The sequence below is a fragment of the Eudoraea adriatica DSM 19308 genome (genome assembly GCF_000382125.1).
GTDB lineage: Bacteria > Bacteroidota > Bacteroidia > Flavobacteriales > Flavobacteriaceae > Eudoraea > Eudoraea adriatica.
Genome location: NZ_KB907550.1, coordinates 79,433 through 100,152, shown reverse-complemented (window position 1 = coordinate 100,152; position 20,720 = coordinate 79,433). Strand labels below are relative to the sequence as shown.

Annotated in this window: 22 protein-coding genes; 19 read left to right on the top strand and 3 right to left on the bottom strand. The window is 38.3% G+C overall.

What is annotated here, in order from left to right; all coding sequences use genetic code 11:
* Window positions 1-34: 34 nt before the first annotated feature.
* From G504_RS0112415 to G504_RS0112325, 19 genes are all read left to right on the top strand, one after another.
* Complete coding sequence (locus G504_RS0112415) at window positions 35-961, top strand: bifunctional riboflavin kinase/FAD synthetase (protein ID WP_019670509.1); 927 nt, start codon at window positions 35-37, stop codon at window positions 959-961.
* Window positions 962-2,302 carry an HTTM domain-containing protein gene (locus G504_RS0112410; protein ID WP_019670508.1) on the top strand — a complete coding sequence of 447 codons (1,341 nt, stop codon included), beginning with the start codon at window positions 962-964 and terminating at the stop codon, window positions 2,300-2,302.
* Window positions 2,303-2,411: 109 nt separating this feature from the next.
* A complete protein-coding gene (gene serS / locus G504_RS0112405) occupies window positions 2,412-3,683 on the top strand; it encodes a serine--tRNA ligase (protein ID WP_019670507.1) in 1,272 nt (423 codons plus the stop codon).
* 153 nt (window positions 3,684-3,836) lie between these two features.
* Window positions 3,837-5,621, top strand: coding sequence for a tetratricopeptide repeat protein (locus G504_RS0112400; protein ID WP_019670506.1), 1,785 nt, complete (start codon window positions 3,837-3,839; stop codon window positions 5,619-5,621).
* A gap of 30 nt (window positions 5,622-5,651) precedes the next feature.
* Window positions 5,652-6,299: a DUF4286 family protein gene (locus tag G504_RS20095; RefSeq protein WP_019670505.1), complete on the top strand. Its 648-nt coding sequence runs from the start codon at window positions 5,652-5,654 to the stop codon at window positions 6,297-6,299.
* Window positions 6,300-6,302: 3 nt separating this feature from the next.
* Window positions 6,303-7,163, top strand: a complete 861-nt coding sequence (gene rsmA, locus G504_RS0112390) for a 16S rRNA (adenine(1518)-N(6)/adenine(1519)-N(6))-dimethyltransferase RsmA (RefSeq protein WP_019670504.1) — start codon at window positions 6,303-6,305, stop codon at window positions 7,161-7,163.
* Window positions 7,150-8,502, top strand: coding sequence for a magnesium transporter (gene mgtE, locus G504_RS0112385; RefSeq protein WP_019670503.1), 1,353 nt, complete (start codon window positions 7,150-7,152; stop codon window positions 8,500-8,502). Before rsmA ends, mgtE begins: the two co-directional genes overlap by 14 nt.
* A 76-nt stretch (window positions 8,503-8,578) precedes the next feature.
* Entirely contained in the window at window positions 8,579-9,505 is a 927-nt protein-coding gene (locus tag G504_RS0112380; RefSeq protein WP_026348557.1) for a carbon-nitrogen hydrolase family protein, read from the top strand.
* 4 nt (window positions 9,506-9,509) lie between these two features.
* The gene (locus G504_RS0112375) at window positions 9,510-10,481 is read left to right on the top strand and encodes a TolB family protein (RefSeq protein ID WP_040444175.1); all 972 of its coding nucleotides are present in this window, start codon (window positions 9,510-9,512) and stop codon (window positions 10,479-10,481) included.
* On the top strand, window positions 10,478-10,843 hold the full coding sequence (locus tag G504_RS0112370; protein WP_019670500.1) for a cupin domain-containing protein: 366 nt from the start codon (window positions 10,478-10,480) through the stop codon (window positions 10,841-10,843). The genes G504_RS0112375 and G504_RS0112370 overlap by 4 nt, the downstream gene beginning before the upstream one ends.
* A gap of 6 nt (window positions 10,844-10,849) precedes the next feature.
* Window positions 10,850-11,788, top strand: a complete 939-nt coding sequence (locus G504_RS0112365) for a 2-hydroxyacid dehydrogenase (RefSeq protein ID WP_019670499.1) — start codon at window positions 10,850-10,852, stop codon at window positions 11,786-11,788.
* A gap of 30 nt (window positions 11,789-11,818) precedes the next feature.
* Complete coding sequence (locus G504_RS0112360) at window positions 11,819-13,465, top strand: DUF748 domain-containing protein (protein WP_019670498.1); 1,647 nt, start codon at window positions 11,819-11,821, stop codon at window positions 13,463-13,465.
* A 342-nt stretch (window positions 13,466-13,807) separates the two neighbouring features.
* Window positions 13,808-14,263, top strand: a complete 456-nt coding sequence (locus G504_RS0112355) for a DUF1801 domain-containing protein (protein ID WP_019670497.1) — start codon at window positions 13,808-13,810, stop codon at window positions 14,261-14,263.
* A gap of 4 nt (window positions 14,264-14,267) precedes the next feature.
* Window positions 14,268-14,654, top strand: coding sequence for a VOC family protein (locus tag G504_RS0112350; protein WP_019670496.1), 387 nt, complete (start codon window positions 14,268-14,270; stop codon window positions 14,652-14,654).
* A 50-nt stretch (window positions 14,655-14,704) separates the two neighbouring features.
* Window positions 14,705-15,196, top strand: a complete 492-nt coding sequence (locus tag G504_RS0112345; RefSeq protein WP_019670495.1) for a TM2 domain-containing protein — start codon at window positions 14,705-14,707, stop codon at window positions 15,194-15,196.
* A gap of 80 nt (window positions 15,197-15,276) precedes the next feature.
* Entirely contained in the window at window positions 15,277-15,600 is a 324-nt protein-coding gene (locus G504_RS0112340) for an ArsR/SmtB family transcription factor (RefSeq protein WP_019670494.1), read from the top strand.
* A 10-nt stretch (window positions 15,601-15,610) separates the two neighbouring features.
* Window positions 15,611-16,099, top strand: coding sequence for a DUF6428 family protein (locus tag G504_RS0112335; RefSeq protein ID WP_019670493.1), 489 nt, complete (start codon window positions 15,611-15,613; stop codon window positions 16,097-16,099).
* A 66-nt stretch (window positions 16,100-16,165) separates the two neighbouring features.
* Entirely contained in the window at window positions 16,166-16,642 is a 477-nt protein-coding gene (locus tag G504_RS0112330; protein ID WP_040444206.1) for a GNAT family N-acetyltransferase, read from the top strand.
* Between the two features lie 34 nt (window positions 16,643-16,676).
* Window positions 16,677-17,096, top strand: a complete 420-nt coding sequence (locus G504_RS0112325) for an arsenate reductase ArsC (protein WP_019670491.1) — start codon at window positions 16,677-16,679, stop codon at window positions 17,094-17,096.
* Here the strand turns inward: G504_RS0112325 and G504_RS0112320 are convergent.
* The 3 genes from G504_RS0112320 to G504_RS0112310 form a co-directional block, all read right to left on the bottom strand.
* A complete protein-coding gene (locus G504_RS0112320) occupies window positions 17,093-18,904 on the bottom strand; it encodes a GNAT family N-acyltransferase (protein ID WP_019670490.1) in 1,812 nt (603 codons plus the stop codon). The two genes, G504_RS0112325 and G504_RS0112320, sit on opposite strands and share 4 nt — an antisense overlap.
* An 84-nt stretch (window positions 18,905-18,988) precedes the next feature.
* Window positions 18,989-20,242: an aspartate kinase gene (locus G504_RS0112315; protein WP_019670489.1), complete on the bottom strand. Its 1,254-nt coding sequence runs from the start codon at window positions 20,240-20,242 to the stop codon at window positions 18,989-18,991.
* Window positions 20,239-20,718: a GNAT family N-acetyltransferase gene (locus G504_RS0112310; RefSeq protein ID WP_019670488.1), complete on the bottom strand. Its 480-nt coding sequence runs from the start codon at window positions 20,716-20,718 to the stop codon at window positions 20,239-20,241. Before G504_RS0112310 ends, G504_RS0112315 begins: the two co-directional genes overlap by 4 nt.
* Window positions 20,719-20,720 lie beyond the last annotated feature (2 nt).

Genomic DNA, 20,720 nt, shown 5'->3' with positions numbered 1-20,720 from the left:
TTTTAAAAATAAGCCTTTTTATTATTTTATTTGTGTGGTTACAGTTCAAAGCATTTCCAATTACGATAAAAAGCACCCTACTGCTATAACCATAGGCACTTTTGACGGTGTTCACATAGGTCATAGAAAAATACTTGAACGCCTCATAAATGATGCCAAAAAAACCGGATTGCGATCTACGGTACTAACTTTTTTCCCGCATCCCAGAATGGTTTTGCAAAAAGATACCGAAATAAGGCTTCTGAATACCATAGAGGAAAAAATTAAAATTTTAGATCGTATTGGATTGGATTACCTTATAATTCATCCCTTTACTCTCGAATTCTCACGCTTGTCTTCTACTGAATTCGTTCGGGATATTCTTGTGAATGAATTAAAAGTAAAAAAAATTATAATTGGTTATGACCACCGTTTTGGAAGGAATAGAAATGCCAATATCCAGGATCTTATCGCTTTTGGGAATACCTTAAATTTTGAGGTGGAAGAAATTGCGGCTCAGGAAATCGATGATGTTTCTGTAAGTTCTACAAAAATCAGAAATGCCATTATTGATGGAGACATGAAAACCGCAAATGCATACCTGGGATATAATTATATGCTAACTGGCGACGTTAAAAAGGGCAAAGGCCTTGGGCGACAATTAAATTTTCCCACAGCTAATTTATTTATCAAGGAAGAATACAAACTCATCCCTAAAAACGGGGTTTACGTGGTGAAAAGCATCCTCAATAACCAGATCTATTACGGTATGATGAACATCGGTTTTAATCCAACCGTGGATGGCACTTCAAAAAGCATTGAAATCCATTTTTTCGAATTTAAATCGGATATTTATGGAGCAAATATTCAGGTAGATATTCTTCAGCGTATCCGCGATGAACATAAGTTCAATTCCTTAGAAGAACTTAAAACACAATTGCTAAAAGATAAAGAAACTTCGATGGCCATAATTTCAAGCTAGATGTTTAATGACTTTCTCTTTAAAAGAACAGACAATAGTCCCTTAATTATTTTTCGAATATTTTTAGGCATACTCATTAGCCTGGAATGCTATGGCGCTATCCTTACCGGATGGGTGCGGCGAACTTTAATAGAACCTGAGTTTACCTTCTCCTTTATTGGTTTTGAATGGTTGCAACCCCTACCGGGATACGGAATGTATGTCTATTTTTTTCTAATGGGCACCCTTGGGATACTTATCGCTTTGGGATTTAAGTACCGGCTCAGCATTATTTCGTTTACACTGCTCTGGACCGCAGTTTACCTGATGCAAAAAACTTCCTACAACAATCATTATTATTTGTTGATGCTGATTTCCCTGCTAATGTGTTTTTTTCCCGCCAATCAGGCTTATTCACTGGATGCAAGAGCCAGGCCACAGATCAGGAATAACAGCATGTACAATTATATAAAATGGATTATTGTGCTACAACTTTTTATTGTTTATACCTATGCCGCCCTGGCTAAGCTGTACGCAGACTGGCTCGATTTTAGTTTTGTTCAGATTTTGATGCAATCAAAAGCTCATTATTGGCTAATAGGGGATTTGCTGCAGCAATCTTGGTTACATACGCTAATTTCGGTTATGGGAATACTTTTCGATTTACTTATAGTCCCCGCTTTGCTCTGGAAACCAAGTAGGAAAGCAGCTTTTGGCTTCGCCATATTCTTTCACCTGTTCAATTCCATTGTATTCCAGATTGGAATCTTCCCTTACCTTGCACTGGCCTTTACTGTTTTCTTTTTTGAACCAGAGACGATAAGGCTGCTTTTCTTTAAGAAGAAGCCTGCTCACAAATCTTCAAAAACAATTATCCCTGCCTGCAAAAACCTTATTATAGCAGGGTTTGGCATTTACTTTTTGGTGCAACTGATTCTGCCTGTAAGGCATTATTTTATTAAAGATGATGTTCTTTGGACTGAAGAAGGCCACAGATTGAGCTGGCGAATGATGTTGAGAAGCCGGTCTGGCATTATAAATTTTAAAGTAGTGAACAATGATGACGGCAGTATTATAAACGTAAATCTCAATGACCATCTTACCAAGAAGCAAAAAGGAAGAGTTGCTGCTTATCCGGATTTTATCTGGCAATTTGCACAATACCTTAAAAAGAAATATTCCAAAAATGGTGCAGCTATTTCCGTTTATGCAAACTCCAGGGTTCGGATAAATAGCGGCAAATTAAAGCCCTTTATTGATCCGGAAGTTGATCTGGCCGCTGAACCATGGAATCATTTTAAACATCACAACTGGATCCTTCCTTCCAATGAAGTAAAAACCAAAAAAGCTTCCGAGAAATAGATATTTTCCCGGCTTATTGATTAAATATGAGAGATTAAATAAATTGTTGCTTCCCCAAATTGATACATTAATCAATTAACCCTAAATTTGCCGCTTAAAACAACTCAACATGTTGCAGTTACAAGTCTTACGGACAAATAGAGATCAGATTGCCAAAGCTTTGAAAAAACGCAATTTTGATGCAGAATTTCATTTAGATAAAGTACTTAGCCTCGATGAAAAAAGACGTGCACTGCAAACAGATCTGGATAACACACTGGCCGAAGGCAATAAACTTTCCAAAGAGATTGGTATTCTTTTTAAAAGTGGGAAAGCCGGGGAAGCCAACCAGATCAAACAAAAGACCACACAGTTAAAAGAAGATTCCAAAAGGCTGACTGAAGAACTGAATGCCGTAGCATATGAGCTGGAGGAGGCACTTTATCAAATTCCAAATGTGCCGCATGAATCTGTCCCAGCCGGTAATAGCGAGGAGGATAATGAAGAGGTGTTTCGGGAAGGAGATATCCCTGTACTGCAAAGAGATGCTAAACCTCATTGGGAACTGGCAAAAAAATATGACATCATAGATTTTGAACTTGGCGTTAAAATTACCGGTGCCGGATTTCCCGTTTACAAGGGAAAGGGTGCCCGATTGCAACGTGCCCTGATTGCCTATTTTTTAGATAAGAATACCGAAGCCGGATATACAGAAATGCAAGTGCCTTTGCTGGTTAATGAGGCTTCCGGGTATGGAACGGGACAACTCCCGGATAAGGAGGGTCAGATGTATCATGTTACAGAAGACGATCTTTATCTTATACCAACGTCAGAAGTCCCTGTTACCAACATCTTGAGGGATACCATCCTGGATAGAAATGATTTGCCTGTTTGCTACACGGGCTATACCCCTTGTTTCAGGAGGGAAGCCGGTAGTTACGGTGCGCATGTAAGGGGGCTCAACCGCCTGCATCAATTCGACAAGGTGGAGATAGTACGCGTAGAACATCCTGATAATTCGTACAAGGCACTGGATGCTATGGTAGAGCATATAAAAAATATCTTAAGGGAGTTAAAATTACCATTCCGGGTTTTACGCCTTTGCGCAGGGGATTTGGGCTTTACTTCTGCCCTTACCTATGACTTTGAGGTTTATTCGACAGCCCAGGAACGCTGGCTGGAAATTAGTTCTGTTTCTAATTTCGAAACTTTTCAGGCGAACAGGCTAAAGCTTCGCTACAGGGATGAAAATAACAAAACGCAACTGGCTCATACCTTAAATGGCAGTTCTCTGGCATTACCACGGGTTTTAGCCGGGATTCTTGAAAATTACCAGAGCGAAAACGGGATAAACATTCCGGATATTCTGCTACCATATACGGGTTTTAATAAAATAGATTAGCGTATTTTTCTCGATTTACATATTTTGGGAAAACCCATAATATCTGCTTACATTGGTGTTGAATGAATTACAGTTAAAGCTCAGTTCAGCGATATTATGTTTTCTTTGACAGTGTTTTTTATAGAGCTTGGTTAAATTTGATAAATTTCCATTATGAGACTTGCCATACTATTTCTTTGTCTTATTTTTTCCTTTCACTGTGCGGCACAGGAAGATTTTTTGGCCAAACAGTATTTCAATAATGGTGAATTTAAGAAAGCGGTTGTCTTTTATAAAAATCTAACAGATAAAAATCCCAGGCGAACAGATTATGCCGAAGGTTTGATTGCCTGCTACCAGCAGCTGGAAATGTACGAAGAAGCAGAGTCTTTTCTTTTAAACAAAATAGCCTCTCGTAACCCTTACCCAACCATTTATATTGAATTGGGGTATAATTACCTATTGCAGGAGGAGACAGAAAAGGCCAAGGAATATTACGAAATAGCACTTTCAAAAATAGAGGAAAATCCAAATTTTGGTTATGGAATAGGGTTCAGGTTTCAGCGCTATGCCCTATTAGATTATGCGCTCAGAGCCTACTCTAAAGCAATGGAATTAAACCCGGAGCTTGATTATAATTTTCAAATGGCCCGTATTTATGGAGAGCAGGGAGACATTGAAAGGATGTACGACTCCTATTTGGAACTAATTGCTGCCGGCAAGGCCACGCAAACCAATGTGCTTCGAAATCTTGATAATTTTATAACCTCAGATCCGGAAAACCCCAATAACCTAAAACTTAAAAAAATTCTTTTGCAAAAGGCTCAAAAGAATCCGGATCTACTGTGGAATGAAATTTTAAGCTGGTTGTTTGTCCAACAAAAACAATATAACAGTGCCTTCAACCAGGAAAAAGCCATTTATAAAAGGTCAGGGGCGTTTTCACTTCAACGTATGATTAGCCTTGGCGATATTGCCTTGGAGGATAATGCTACAGACGATGCAAAGGCAATTATAACCTATGTAGATAAAAATTCTAATGATCCGGTAATCAAACTAAATGCCCGACTTAACCTCATTGACATAGAACTTTTGAATGCCAGTGAAAAGCAATTAGATGAAGTGGAAAAAAAGTTTGAGTCGCTTATGGAAGAATATGGATACGAAAATCAAACTTTGCAACTGCAAATTGCCTATTCCAGTTTCCTTACTTTTAAAAAAGGCAAACCCCGGGAGGCCGTTGCCATTCTCAAAAAATGCTTAGAACTCCCCCTTGAACGCTTTAGCAAAGCATATGTCAAGCTCGCCCTTGGAGATATCCTCGTTTTTGATCAGAAATTCAATGAAGCACTGATTAATTTTTCACAGGTTCAAAAAAGTTTGAAAAATGACGTTCTAGGTCAGGATGCCCGATTTAAAGTAGCCCAGACGAGTTTTTACAAAGGTGATTTTGATTGGGCATTTACTCAGTTAAAAGTTTTAAGAGGCTCAACTTCTCAACTTATTGCTAATGATGCCATGCAGTTAAGCCTATTAATTTCCGATAATTCATTGGAAGATTCAACTCAGACTGCATTAAAAAAATATGCCAGGGCAGACCTCCTTGCTTATCAGCAGAATACGAGGGAAGCAATTGAAGTGTTAGATGACATTCTAATAAATCACAAGGGAGAAAAAATAGAAGATGAGGCTCTTTTAAAACAAGGTGAACTATTAGAACTTATTAAGGATTATGAAGCGGCAGAATTTAACTATCTTAAAATTGTTGAATTTTATGGAAATGATATTTTGGCCGATGACGCACATTTTGCACTTGCCGAGCTTTACAGGAACATCTTAAATGAACCCGAAAAAGCTAAAGAGCATTACGAAAAAATAATTTACAACTATCAGGATAGCTATTACTTTCCTCAGGCGCGTAAAAATTTCAGAATATTGCGTGGCGATAGTATTAACTGAATTTCATATTCTGACTTATAAATTTGAAGTATGATTATCTACAATGTTACCATTAATATAGATGAATCTGTACATGACAATTGGTTGGACTGGATGCAGGAAACTCATATTCCGGAAGTTATGGCAACGGGAAAATTCATAAATGCCAGGATGACAAAAGTATTGGTAGAAGAAGAAATGGGAGGCATTACGTACTCCATACAATACACTGCTGAAAACAAGGAAATTTTAGATAAATATTACGCCGAGGATGCTGAGAGAATGCGTCAGGAGGTATCAAAACACTTCGGAAATAAGTTTGTTGCCTTCAGAACGGAACTGGCCGTTGTTAAAGAGTTCAATGAAAATAGACTAAATGCCACGGAATACCTGTTTACTTATGGGACTTTACAACAGGAAAATATTCAGCTAACAGTATTTTCAAGAACACTTTCCGGTTTTAATGATGTCCTTTCGGGTTATAGGTTATCTGATGAGAAAGTAGTTGGTGTTTACCCTGTAATGCATCCTTCAGAAAATCCTGCGGATTTTGTTCATGGCCGGGTTTATATGTGCAGCAATAAAGAAATTTTGGAGGCTGATAAATATGAAGGTCCGGCATATAAGAGAATTAAGGTGGTATTGAACTCGGGCATAAGTGCATGGGCTTATATAAGCAGTACCCGGCAACCGAATTAAGCAATGACCAAAAAACGCAAAAAACACAGTTCGTATAAAAAGAGCACCCGGCAGGTAGAAAGTCCGGTTAAAGCCAAAAAATATTTGGGGCAGCACTTTCTCAAAGATGAAGAAATTGCAAAGCAAATAGCAGATACGCTTTCAATGGAGGGTTATACAAATGTTCTTGAAATTGGTCCCGGTACCGGAGTCCTTACGAAATATTTACTGCAGCGCCCTGCCAAACTCATAGCTATGGAGTTGGATGAGGAATCTATAGTATACCTTAAGCATAGTTTTCAGCTGGAATACAACGAAATTCTTCAGCAAAATAATTCGCTTGAAATAATTGAGGCCGATTTTCTTAAATACAACCTTTCAACTTTATTTAATAATGAACCTTTTGCCATCATCGGCAATTTTCCCTACAATATCTCTACACAAATAGTTTTCAGGTTATTGGAGGTCCGAAACAGGGTTCCCGAATTTTCAGGAATGTTCCAGAAAGAGGTAGCTCAGCGTATTTGTGCCGGAGAGGGCAGTAAAACCTATGGCATTCTTTCGGTTTTGGTGCAGGCATTCTATCATGCCGAATATCTTTTTACCGTGAAACCGGAGGTTTTTAATCCCCCTCCAAAAGTTGAGTCGGGGGTATTAAGACTTGTAAGAAAAGAAAAATTTATGCTGGACTGCGATGAAAAACTATTTTTCAAAGTAGTAAAGACTGGCTTTAACCAGCGTAGAAAGACCTTAAGAAACAGTTTAAAAATATTTAACCTTTCTGATAATCTAAAAGAAGATGCTATCTTTGACCGGCGTCCCGAAGAATTGGGTGTTGCCCAATTTATTGCGCTGACCAAGAAGATAGATGATGACTCCATTTAAACTCACAGATGAGCTACTGGCAGAAATTGAGCTGCTTATAGAATCCGGGAAAGACGAAGATTTAAAGTCTTTCATGGAAGAGCTTCACTATGCCGATATTGCAGAAATTGCCAATGATCTTAATGAATCCTCTGCTACATATCTTATTAAACTTCTGGATAGTGATAAAACTTCTGATATACTTATTGAACTGGACGATGATGTCAGGGAATCCATACTAAAAAACCTTTCCTCGAAAGAAATAGCAGAAGAACTGGAGGAACTGGATACCGACGATGCTGCGGATATTGTTGGAGAATTACCTGAAGAAATAGTTGAGGAAGTAATTTCTGAAATAGAAGACCGAGAACATGCTAAGGATATTGTCGATCTGCTGCGCTACAAAGAAAATTCTGCAGGCGGACTTATGGCCAAGGAATTGGTAAAAGTAAATGAAAACTGGAACGTGCTTACCTGCGTAAAGGAAATGAGAGCCCAGGCGGAAAATGTTACGAGAGTGCACTCTATTTATGTTGTTGATAATGATGATAAACTAATAGGCAGGCTATCCCTGAAAGATTTGCTTACAACCTCTACCAAATCACCGATTAAAGATGTTTATATTCCTAAAGTAGATCGTGTTAATGTAAACGAAAAACCTGAGGAGGTCGCTAAAATAATGTCTAAATACGATCTGGAAGCTATTCCTGTAGTCGACGAGATTGGCAGGCTGGTTGGTAGAATTACTATTGATGATATCGTAGACGTAATAAGAGAAGAAGCCGAGAAAGACTATCAGATGGCGGCAGGTATCTCGCAGGATGTAGAAGCTGATGATAGTATATGGGAGTTGACAAGAGCCCGTTTACCCTGGTTGTTTTTGGGTCTTTTGGGTGGCATTGGTGCGGCGGCCATCATGGGAGGGTTTGAGGAAATGATTAGCAATCATGCTATTTTGTTCTTTTTTACTCCTTTAATAGCTGCTATGGCGGGTAATGTTGGGGTACAATCCAGCGCGATCATCGTACAGGGACTTGCTAATGACGACCTAAAGGGAAGCATTAGTAACCGCCTGATAAAGGAAATGCTCCTGGCTACTTTAAACGGCATTATATTGGGAGTGGTCTTATTGCTGTTCACATGGTTCTGGCAGGGTAATTTTCCTGCAGCACTTGCTATTTCAATTTCTCTTGTTGTCGTAATCATCGTAGCCGGTATCATAGGCACCTTTATCCCCTTATTTCTTGACAAAAGAGGCATAGATCCGGCAATTGCCACCGGACCTTTTATTACTACAAGTAATGATATTTTCGGAATCCTGATCTATTTCTGGATTGCAAAAGTAATTTTAGGAATTTAGACTTCAATTTATACTAAAATTGGATACCTTAGGGTCCCTGAAATCTAATTTAAATTCTATTCAGGAATTTTTGTCTATGCCAATAAAAGTAGGATTAGTCCAGGAGAGCCCTGTTTTTTTTAACAAAATAGAAACCATTTCTAAAATTGAGAGGCTCACTAAAACGTATGCGGAACAGGGTTGTGATTTATTGATTTTCCCCGAGTCTTTTATCCCCGGTTATCCAAGGGGATTTACATTTGGTGCTACAGTTGGAAGCAGATCGGAAAAGGGCCGCAAGCTTTATGCTGAATACCATGAAAACAGCTTCAACGTGGAGAGTGAAGATCTTAAAAGGCTTGAAACTATTTCAAAAAATTACGAAATCTATCTGGTAATAGGAGTGACAGAAAAAGATGATATAAGCGGCAGCCTATACTGCTCTATGCTCTATATCTCACCTACTTCCGGATTGCTTGGCACACATAGAAAAATTAAGCCTACCGGAACAGAGAGAATTGTGTGGGCGGAGGCTTCAGGAGATTCATTAACCACTTTTGAAACTAAAATAGGCAGGTTGGGTGGCCTGATCTGTTGGGAAAATTACATGCCACTTGCCAGAATGGCTATGTACAGAAAAGGTGTTGAGATTTATATTGCTCCTACGGCAGATGCCAGGGACGAATGGACTTCAACCATGCAGCATATTGCACTGGAGGGTCGTTGTTTTGTACTTGGCTGCAACCAGTATTTTACAAAATCCATGTATCCCGAAAAATACCGGTCACTTGTTAATGACGAACCCGAAACAATGTGCCGTGGAGGCAGTATTATAGTGGCCCCTAACGGGAAAATTCTTGCAGGCCCTTTATATGACAAGGCAGGAGTACTAATGGCCGAAATAGATCTGGAAGAAATTAAATCAAACAAACTCGATTTTGACGTAATTGGACATTATGCCCGAAATGATATTTTTCAACTTGAGGTAAAAGATCAGCCTGAAATTAAGAAGGAAAAAAAGTAACCTTATGAAACCCAATATACTTTGTCTTCTAGCTCTAATCTTTTTGAGTAATAGTTGCAAAACTGAAAACAACACTATGTTCGATCCTGAACTAAATCCGGAACAGCTCGAAGTATTTGGCCAGGATTACATTTCCACTCCTTTACACGAAAGAGATATTACTATTTCAACAGATGGAAACCAGTTGATCTATACTCTCGGAAATTACAAGCAGACTATCAGGAGTTTGGTGAGCATTAAAAAGACAGGTGATAAATGGGGAGATAAAGAAATCTTACCCTTTTCCGGTAAGTACAATGATATTGAACCTTTTTTTACGGTTGATGGCACTAAATTGTTTTTTGCATCTAACAGGCCTATGGGTGAAGACAGTACAAGGAGCGACTACAATATCTGGTATGTTGAGCAGGAAAATGGCAAATGGAAGACCCCCATTGCCCTGGACACACTAGTAAATAGTCCGGGTGATGAATTTTTCCCATCCGTAAGTTCCAATGGTAATTTGTATTTTACTGCAACCCGGGAAAACGGAATAGGCAGAGAAGATATATTTGTCAGCACTTTTTCGAAGGACAAGTACGGTGTAGCTGTCCCGCTCGATAGCGCTATTAATACCAAAGCCTATGAGTTTAATGCCTATATCAGTCCAGATGAAGATTTATTGGTTTTCAGTTCATATGGAAGGGCAGATGGTTTAGGAGGAGGTGACCTATATTACAGTAAAAAAGACAAAACCGGCCAATGGGGAAAAGCAGAGAATTTAGGAGAGGTTGTCAACTCTGACAAACTAGATTACTGCCCATTTATAGATTTTCCCAGAAATAACTTTTACTTTACCAGTGACAGGGCAAAAGCCCCTGAGGAGAGAATAAAAACAGTGCCGGAACTAACCAATGAAGCCAATAAGGTTTTAAACGGTATGGGAAACATATACAGAATTAAGCTTGATGAATTAAATCTGAACCAAAAAAAATGAAAGCTATAAATCTTAAAGAAAAGCATTCCACATTTACCAAAAAATGGCATCCGCATCAGATAGCGCGTGTAGATGATATGCAAGTAATCCTGGCAAAGATTCAGGGAGAATTTGTTTGGCACTCGCACGAAAATGAGGATGAGCTATTCCAGGTATTAAGAGGTACTTTGTACATGCAATTCAGAGACCGCACAGAAGTTGTGAAAGAAGGTGAAATCATTGTTGTTCCCAAAGGAGTAGAACACTGCCCATCTACAAAAGATGACGAAATAGTACATTTGTTGCTCTTTGAAAAGTTGACGGCGGCTCACACAGGAAATGTGAAACATCCAATGACACAAACCGAATATCCCAAAATTTAAAAAAGAATGAAAATCCTCCACTTAGACACTAACCATCCTTTGCTTATAGAAGAATTCAACGAGCTCGGTTTTGAGAATATTGAAGAATATACTGCCCCCAAATCCGAGGTGGAAAAGAATATTCACTTGTATGACGGGCTTATTATCAGGAGCAGATTTACTATAGATAAAAACTTTTTGGATAAAGCCCAAAATCTGAAGTTCATAGGTAGGCTTGGGTCTGGTTTGGAAAATATCGACGTGGATTATGCCCGGGATAAAGGAATATTTTTGGCAGCTGCACCCGAAGGTAACCGCAATGCTGTTGGAGAACATTGCCTTGGGTTCTTATTGGCCCTCTTTAATAATCTGACCAAGGCCAACAGCGAAGTAAAAATGGGAAAATGGGACAGGGAAGGCAATCGGGGAGTAGAACTCGATGGCAAAACTGTTGGCATAATAGGCTATGGCAATACAGGTAAAGCCTTTGCCAAAAAACTTAGAGGTTTTGAGGTTGAAGTAATTTGCTACGACATTATTGGGGGCGTATCTGATGAAAATGCCAGGCAGGTAGGAATAATGGAATTGGAACAAAAATCAGATATTATTAGCCTTCATGTACCACAAACGCCAGAAACCCTGGGAATGATTAATACCGAGTTTATCAATGCTTTTCAAAAGCCTTTTTGGTTGTTAAATACGGCAAGAGGAAAATGTCTGGTAACCGAAGACCTGGTTTCGGCTTTAAAATCCGGGAAAATATTAGGCGCCGGATTGGACGTGCTGGAATATGAAAAAGCCTCTTTTGAGGACATGTTTTCTCGGGAAAGTCTCCCGGAAGCCTTTCAATATCTAATTGATGCCGGGAATGTAATCCTTTCTCCGCATATTGCCGGCTGGACTATTGAAAGCAAAGCGAAATTAGCACAGACTATTGTTGCTAAAATTAAGTCAAGATTTTGCTAAATTTGTATACTAATAAAAAGTGTTCATAATATGAAAAAGATAGGTATTCGGGTTCTAATAGTTTTGGGAATACTATTCTTTATTATGAAAGCACTGGAGTGGAGTATTGAATCAGAATTCAAGGACCGGATAAATTCAAATCCTGATAGAAATTACGATATTACTTATTCTGATTTAGATTTACACACTTTTTTTAAAGGGGTTACTTTAGATGAAGTCAGAATTGAACCCTTAAACCCGGGAAAAGGAACTCTAATTACAGGACGTGTAGATTATGCCACCCTTAAGGGAATAGTATGGACCGAGTTCTTTTTAGGTAAAAAATTAAATTTAAATGAGATTGCTTTTGAACAGCCAATTTTTGAAGTAACCCTTAGTGCAGACACTACTAATACAGACACTACAAAAAGTAAAAGTGGAACTGGGTTACAAAGAATGTTTGGTGATATTTTATCGCGTGCCGATCTAAAACGTTTTCATATTCAAAATGGTTCTATTGTTATTAATGATCCTGTTTCGCAAGCTGTAAAGGGTCAGGTAAAACAAATAAATATTAGTGCTACTGACATAGAGACTGACTCCTTGAAATTCGACCACCTAATACCATTTAGCCTGGGTGATATAAATATAGATCTGGATGGTATAACATACATACCCAACGACTATACAGAAATTAAATTAGGTCATTTTCATTATAACCTCCAAGAGAAGGAGATTTTATTGAATGACATTTCCATGGGTTATTCCATGGACTGGATTGAAGTTAGTAAAATCCTTGGTGTTCAAAATGATATAATTGAGTTGAATGTACAAGAAATTGGAATACATCAGTTTGAACCATCAAGTAGATTTTATACAGATTTAGACATTGAAGCCCAAAGGATTTCTATTGATGAACTGAACATAAAGCTACAGAGAAATAAAAATATTCCCAGACCCCCGGATGTCGTGAAACCGATGTTTCAGGGTATAATTAGTGCTATTCCCATGGCAATTCTAATAGATTCCATTCAAATCTCTAATTCTTCCTTAACCTATAGTGAACTCGAGGCTGAAAAGAGTGAAGCAGGATCGATCAAAATCCAGGAAATTAATGGTACTATTACCGGAATCACCAATATGCCCGAACAACAGGTAGAAAAAGGTCAATTGGAAGCAACTTTGAGTGCCAGCCTAATAGGTAAAGCAGGAATAAATATTGGGCTAAGTGTTCCATATGATACAGAATCATTTGCATTAAGGGTAGATGTTGTAGAAATGGATCTAACAAGCCTAAACCCAACCCTAAAACCACTTGCCGGTGTTGAAATGGCCTCTGGCCAAATGAAGAAAATTCGGTTTCAAATGAATGCCGGTCCTAATCTATCCCATAACAAACTGGTATTTGATTATGAAGACTTACATGTGAAAATGGTTAATGAGAAAAGCGAGCATGGATCTAATAAAAAGGTTCTGCTTTCTGCAATTGCCAATACTGCGATCCGGACAAATAATATGCCCGATAAGCACAACTATCTGGTTGCAGAATATCAATCCCAAAGGAATATATATCGCTCACCAGTCAATTATATTATTCATGGGTTAGTTAGCGGGTTTACACGAATTGTTCCCGGAAAAACTGTGCAAAAATTCATCAACAAGGAAGACAAAAAAGGCAAAAAAAAGAAAGGTCCTTAAATAAATAATGCCCCTGTATTGTTCATTGATTCCTGCAACTAATAAAAGGATTTCCTTTAAAAAATATTATTTTACAGTTGATTTGAAATAAATATATGAACCTGGGAAACTTTAATAAGTTGTTAGTCTTAATAGGTAATTCCTGACCCTTTACAAGAAGTAATTCCTGCTTCGGGAAAGAACCGTAATCTTTGGTTCAGATTATTAGGGGATATGCAAGTCTGACCATTACTACATTTACTTTGGAATAAACCCATTGCAGTGGAAAAGGAAAATAATCGTATAATTAACTTTAAACAGGCCTGAATTACAGGCTTGCTCTGCAACTAAAATAAAACGACTATGCAATCAAAAGCCAAAACACCGGCAGAATATATTTCTGAACTCCCTGAAGAACGAAAACAAGCTATGATGAAGTTGAGGGAAACTATCCTGGAAAACCTACCTGAAGGATTTGAAGAAGAAATGAGTTATGGTATGATTGGCTATGTTGTTCCCCATTCCCTCTATCCGGCAGGGTATCATGTAAATCCGGAACTTCCATTGCCATTTATCAATGTTGCCTCCCAAAAAAATTTTATAGCCCTTTATCATATGGGGATTTATAGCGATAAAGATTTATTAAACTGGTTTATTAAGGAATATCCGAAGCATGTAAAAACCAAATTAGATATGGGAAAGAGTTGTATCAGGTTTAAAAATATTAACCATATTCCCCATGAATTAATTGGTAAATTAGTATCAAAAGTGAATGCGGAGCAATGGATAAAAAAGTACGAACAAGCCTTAAAAAAGTAATCCTATGCTAAAAAGAGTAACCGGATTGGGTGGGTTTTTCTTTAAAACCAGAAATCCCGATAAAATAAAAAATTGGTACAATAATCATTTAGGGTTAGACACGGACCAATATGGGTGTACATTCTGGTGGAAGGACAAGGAAGGCAATGATTGTTCCACACAATGGAGCCCTTTTAAAGAAGATACTTCTTACTTTGAACCCAGTAAAAAAGAATTTATGATGAATTTCAGGGTTGAGAATTTAGAAGCACTATTGGCAGTATTAAAGGACGAAGGTGTCACAGTCGTAGGGGAGATAGAGGAATACGACTATGGCAAATTTGGATGGATACTGGACCCGGAAGGTAACAAGATAGAGCTTTGGGAACCAGTGGATAAGGCATTTCTTTGATTGGAAAATAATTATTACATTTAAGAGAGTATTAACCAACACTTATAATCATGTCTGAAGAAAATAAAGATCCCGAAGACAAAGCAGAGGGTGCCTTTGAGAAAGCTAAAAAGACGGCTAAAGAAGCAAAAGAAAAAGCAAAAGAAACTGCTAAAGAAGCTAAAGAAAAAGCAAAAGAATTCGCCGAAGATACTAAAGAAGCTACGCACGAATTTAAGGAGGAAGCCAAGAAAACGGCAGAAGAATTTTCTGAAGGCATGAAAGAAGTCACCGAAGCTGAAAACAAAAAGATACTGGCAGGCATATTGGCTATAGTATTAGGTGCCTTTGGAATTCATAAGTTCATATTAGGGTATCAGAAAGAAGGCTTTATCCTCTTGGGTATAACTATTGTTGGATTCGTTCTTAGTTGCATAGGGATTGGCGTTTTTATGGTGTGGATTAGTGGTATGATCGGATTAATAGAAGGAATTATTTACCTCACTAAATCTGATGAGGATTTTTATAACACCTACCAGGTGGGTAAAAAACCCTGGTTCTAAAATCTAAAAAGTCGGATTTTTTTTGATCTGGCTTTTTTTATTAAATTTATTATCGTAATATTGCGATATATAAATACATTATGGGAGTCACTAAAACACAAATATTCACGGCAGAACAAAATGAACTGGCCACAATTTTGAAGGTGCTGGGCAATCCAGCCAGGATAGCTATTTTACAGCATATAAACAACCAGAAAGACTGCATTTGTAATGATATAGTTGAAGAAATTGGACTTGCTCAACCTACCATTTCTCAACATTTAAAGGAGCTCAAAAGCATTGATTTAATTAAGGGTGAAATAAGTGGAAAAAGGGTATGTTACTGCATCAATCAAAAGAAATGGCAGGAAATACTGGTGTTACTAAATGATTTCTTTGATAAAACAAACCTAAACTATTGCTAAAAACAAACAGATGAAGACAAAAGAATTTTTATCTCTCTTAAGAGAAAACGGAAATAAAGAATTAGTATTCGACTATAACAGAGGGGCGCTTGTGGGTGCCAATTACCACTTAACTGAAGTGAAAAATATCAGTGTAGATTCTGTAGACTGTGGTGCAGGAACAGATTTTTGGAAAGAAACTATTGTTCAGCTCTGGGAAAGTCCGTCTGAATTAGATAAAACAGAATATATGTCTGTTTCTAAAGCACTTCAAATTCTAAACAGGGTAAATGGAATTAAACCCATGGATTTGGAAGCAGAAGTAAAAATTGAATATGGAAATGCCAGCTTCCACACCGCGCAGTTATTTATAGATACATTTGAAATTTTTAAAGACAGATTACTCATAAAATTGGCAGTGGAAAAAACAGATTGTAAGGCCAGGGAAGAATGTTTAGTAGCTGTTGAAACAGATGCAGAAAAAGAAGTCGTTTGTTCTCCAGGCGGAGGTTGCTGCTAGTTAATTGGTAAGAACACCGAGATGTCCGTAAACCATTTAAAAAAAACAGGGCTGTTAATTTTAGAAATGTCTGAAGTTCATTGGCCTGAGCTTGCCCAAATATACAAGGAAGGTATTGCTACAGGTTTTGCAACTTTTGAAAAAGAGATTCCTTCCTATGAACAATGGAACAAAAATCATATTTCCTGTTGCAGGTTAGTGGCCTTAAGCAATGATAATGTCTCAGGTTGGGCAGCGCTTTCCCCCGTTTCCGGCAGATGTGTTTATGGAGGTGTTGCAGAAGTAAGCATTTATATTGCAGAAGCGGCCAGAGGACTGGGTATTGGTTATCTTTTAATGGAAGAGCTCATTGCTGCCAGTGAAAATGCGGGGTTCTGGACACTTCAATCGGGCATTTTCCCTGAGAACAAAGCAAGCATCAAACTACATGAGAAAGCTGGTTTTCGCTTTTTGGGCAGACGTGAAAGAGTAGGACAACTAGACGGGGTTTGGAAAGACAACGTACTATTTGAAAGACGAAGTAAAATTGTTGGAATTGAGTAAATAATTGCAATCCTAGAAATTAAACCATAATTAAATGAAAAATATCTTGGTATTGTGCACCGGCAACTCCTGCAGGAGTCAGATGGCGCATGGCTATCTCAATGCGATGCAAAATGGGAAGGCCAGAATCTACAGTGCAGGAATTGAAACCCATGGCCTGAATCCGGGTGCTGTTGCCATAATGAAAGAGGATGGAATAGATATATCTAAACATACCTCGAATAATATTGATGAATACGATGGTATCCCATGGGATTATATTATAACGGTCTGTGACCATGCCAGGGAAAACTGCCCCTATATTCCTTCGAAGATGGCCAAAAGGATCCACCACAACTTTTTTGACCCTTCAAAGGTACAGGGCACAGAAGAAGAAAAGCATGCTGCTTTTTTAAAAGCCAGAAATGAAATAAGAGACTTCTGCAAACAATTTATGCAGAAGGAATTTAATTAAGAAGTTCCGTTATTTTCAGTAAGTTTCCTCTCCAGCTCCGCCTGGAATTCCTCCATGACAGGTTTTACAGTACTCTCCGGTAAATCGGAAATCTTTATATACATCAGGCCGTCTACAGAATTATTAAATAAGGGGTCAACGTTAAATGCAACTACTCTTGCATTTTGTTTGATATACTTTTTAATTAGCACGGGAAGCCTCAGGCTGCCGGGTTCTACTTCATCGATTAGCCTGTCAAACTTATTGAGATCTGCTTCGGTTTCATCAAAAATAAATTCCTTGTCGGCATCATTTAATTTTACCTTAAACTCCTTCTTCGGCCTAATATATTGGGCCACATAGGGATCCCAATAATTAGATTTCATAAACTCTATCATCAGAGATTTGGAGAAATTGGAGAATTGGTTGCTTATACTAACCCCTCCTATTAAATATTTATGTTCAGGATGCCTAAGCGTTGTATGAACTATCCCCTTCCACAAAAGAAACAAGGGCATAGGCTTCTGTTGATATTCCTTAACGATATAGGCTCGTCCCATTTCTATTGATCGTTGCATCATTCCGTATAGTTCAGGTTCAAATCCGAACAGATCCTGTAAATAAAAACCATCAATTCCATATTTATTAAATATTTCCGAACCCATTCCCATTCTATAGGCGCCCACTATTTTTTTCTCGTCATTATCCCACAGGAATAAATGGTGGTAGTAATAATCAAATTTATCAAGGTCTATCGATTTGTTGGTGCCTTCGCCTATTGCTCTGAATGTAAGTTCTCTTTGCCTTCCAATTTCCTTCAGAATAAAAGGCATATCTTTTGCCAGCGCCAAAAACACTTCATAATTCTTACTTTGCAATAAACGACAGTCCTTCTCTCTTAATTTTTCTAATTCCCCCTGTATAACTTCTGTCCGCATTTCACCGGCTATCTTGCGCGCCGGTTTTGGTATTTTTAAAGTAGTTGGAATCTGATCTATTAAACGTTCCTTCTCATAGGCATTAGCCAGGATATACGTTTTTTTGCGTAACAGTTCGGAAAACTCCTCCAAGCTTTTGTGTTCCTTTTGGGATTGTACTCCTATTGGTTGTCCTATTCTTACTTTTATGGCCCTATTTCTCTGAGTAGTTACTTCGGAAGGTAGTTTGGCCGTACGGAAAATATCATTGAACTTCGATAAATGATAGAATAACTTACTATTCTTTGCATGGAAATAAATAGGTACTACAGGGACTTCGGCTTTTCGGATCAGTTTTAATGAAGACTCCTCCCAGGGCCTGTCAACTATGAGCTTCCCATCTCTATAAGTCGATACTTCTCCTGCCGGGAAAATACCCAGGGGATGACCATCCCTCAAATGCTGCAAGGCGCTCTTAAATCCCCCAATACTACTTTTGGCATCCCTGTGGTTTTCGAATGGATTCACGGGCATTATATATGGCGCCAGCGGTTCCACCCGATGAAGTAAAAAATTTGCAATAATCTTGAAATCGGGTCTCTTTCTCAACATTAACTTTAGAAGTAAAACCCCGTCAATTCCTCCCAGCGGATGGTTGCTAATAGTAATATAGGGACCTTCTTTGGGCAATCTTTTAAAATCATCTTCAGGAATTTCAAAGTCAATTTCATAGTGTTCCAGTATGGCGTCCAGGAATTCAGGTCCTTCCAATTCTTTATGCTCGTCATAAAACCTATTTATATCCGACAATTTGGTTAACCTAACCAGGATCCATCCCATGAATGTTCCAAAAAAGCCATATCGCTGGAGATTAACGGCCCTGGCTACTTCTTTTACGGTGACTAAACCCATAGACTCTTCAACTAGTTATAAGTAAATATAGGAAAATAGAAAGGAGAGCTACCTATTTTAACACAGTAAAATATCGCTTTCGGATTAGTGCTTTACTACCAATTGTAAGGTTTCCTTACCACGCTGTTCTAAAAGGACATCTTTGCCATTCTGAAGAGATTTTATAGCCTCAGTATTAAAATGTCGGATAGTATACAAAGAAACATCTTCATGGCAGACCACCTTAAACCTGCCCGAAAGCTGATCCAATAAATCATTAAGCCGATTAAACTTATTATCCACACAAACAGAAAAGCTGATTGCCGAATTCTGAATAAGATCTACCTTCATTTTATAATCGTGCAGCAACTTAAAGAGGTCACTTATACTGTCTTCCACTATAAATGAAAAATCCAGGGAGGAAAGTTTCATCAGCACCTGATTTTTCTTAACAATAAAACAAGGTATCTCGGGTTCAATCCCAATGCCTTTGCCAACCGTAGTGCCGGCATCCCTGGGATTGATAAAAGATTTTACATGCAGCGGTATTTCCTTTCTCTGCAACGGCTGCAAGGTCTTGGGATGGATTACAGAAGCCCCGTAAAAAGCCAGCTCTATTGCTTCTCTATAGGATATTTTGTTCAATAGTTTTGTCTCTTTAAAATACCTCGGATCTGCATTCAGAACTCCGGGGACATCTTTCCAAATAGTAACAGAATTGGCATTAAGGCAATAGGCCAGAATTGCAGCAGTATAGTCAGAACCTTCTCTGCCAAGTGTTGTGGTAAAATTGTTGTCGTCACTGCCCAAAAATCCCTGGGTAATATATAATTTATTCTCCTCTACTCCTTCTGCAATAAGCTGTTGCGTTTTTTCCCAGTTAACTCTCCCGTCTCTGTAATTATCATCCGTTTTTATGAAATCTCGAATGTCAATCCAGTGATTTTTAATTCCCGCCTCATTAAGATAAGTACTCACAATGGTAGTTGAAAGTAATTCTCCATAGCCCACCACCTGGTCGTATACAAAACTATAATTTGGCGATTTGTTCCAGGCCAAAAAGCCACTAACCTCTTCAAAGAGAAGGTTAACCTTTTTATAAACAGAATGCTCTTTATTTTCAAATAATTCCTGCAGTATAGTCTGATGATACAACCTTACTTCTTCAAGAGCACCCTTCAGGCTGGTCTGCTCATCAAAATAGGCTTTAACTACCACCTCCATGGCATTGGTCATTTTTCCCATTGCCGAAACCACCAAAAATGTGTTTTGATGTCCTGTCTCCTCAAGAACTTTGACTAAATTTCTGACCCCATTTGCATCTTTAACCGAGGCCCCACCAAACTTAAATACTCTCATAATTTACTTAAATATTCCTGAATACCTTTTTCATCTAAATGCACCACATCCCAATCACGCAATACTTTAGCACCTTTCTTTTTATAAAAATCAATAGCAGGACTGTTCCAGTCCAGCACGTCCCAGGATATACGCTTAACGCCCAATTGCGCTCCATATTTTACCACTTCATTTAGCAAGGCTGTCCCCAGGCCGCTCCCACGGAAGGCTTCTGAAACAATTAAATCTTCTAAATGAACAACCGGACCTTTCCAGGTTGAATATCTTGGATATACCAAAGCCATCCCTTCCACATTATTATTTATAACCCCGACGAAACAATGAAATAGTTTCTCCCTTCCAAAACCATCCTTCACCAGACGTTCTGTGGTCATCTCAACAGCATCTTCCTCCCTCTCGAAAATAGCGAGTTCCTTTATTAATTTTAACACAGCGGGCATATCCCCGGCCACTGATTCTCTTATTTGATATTTCATAT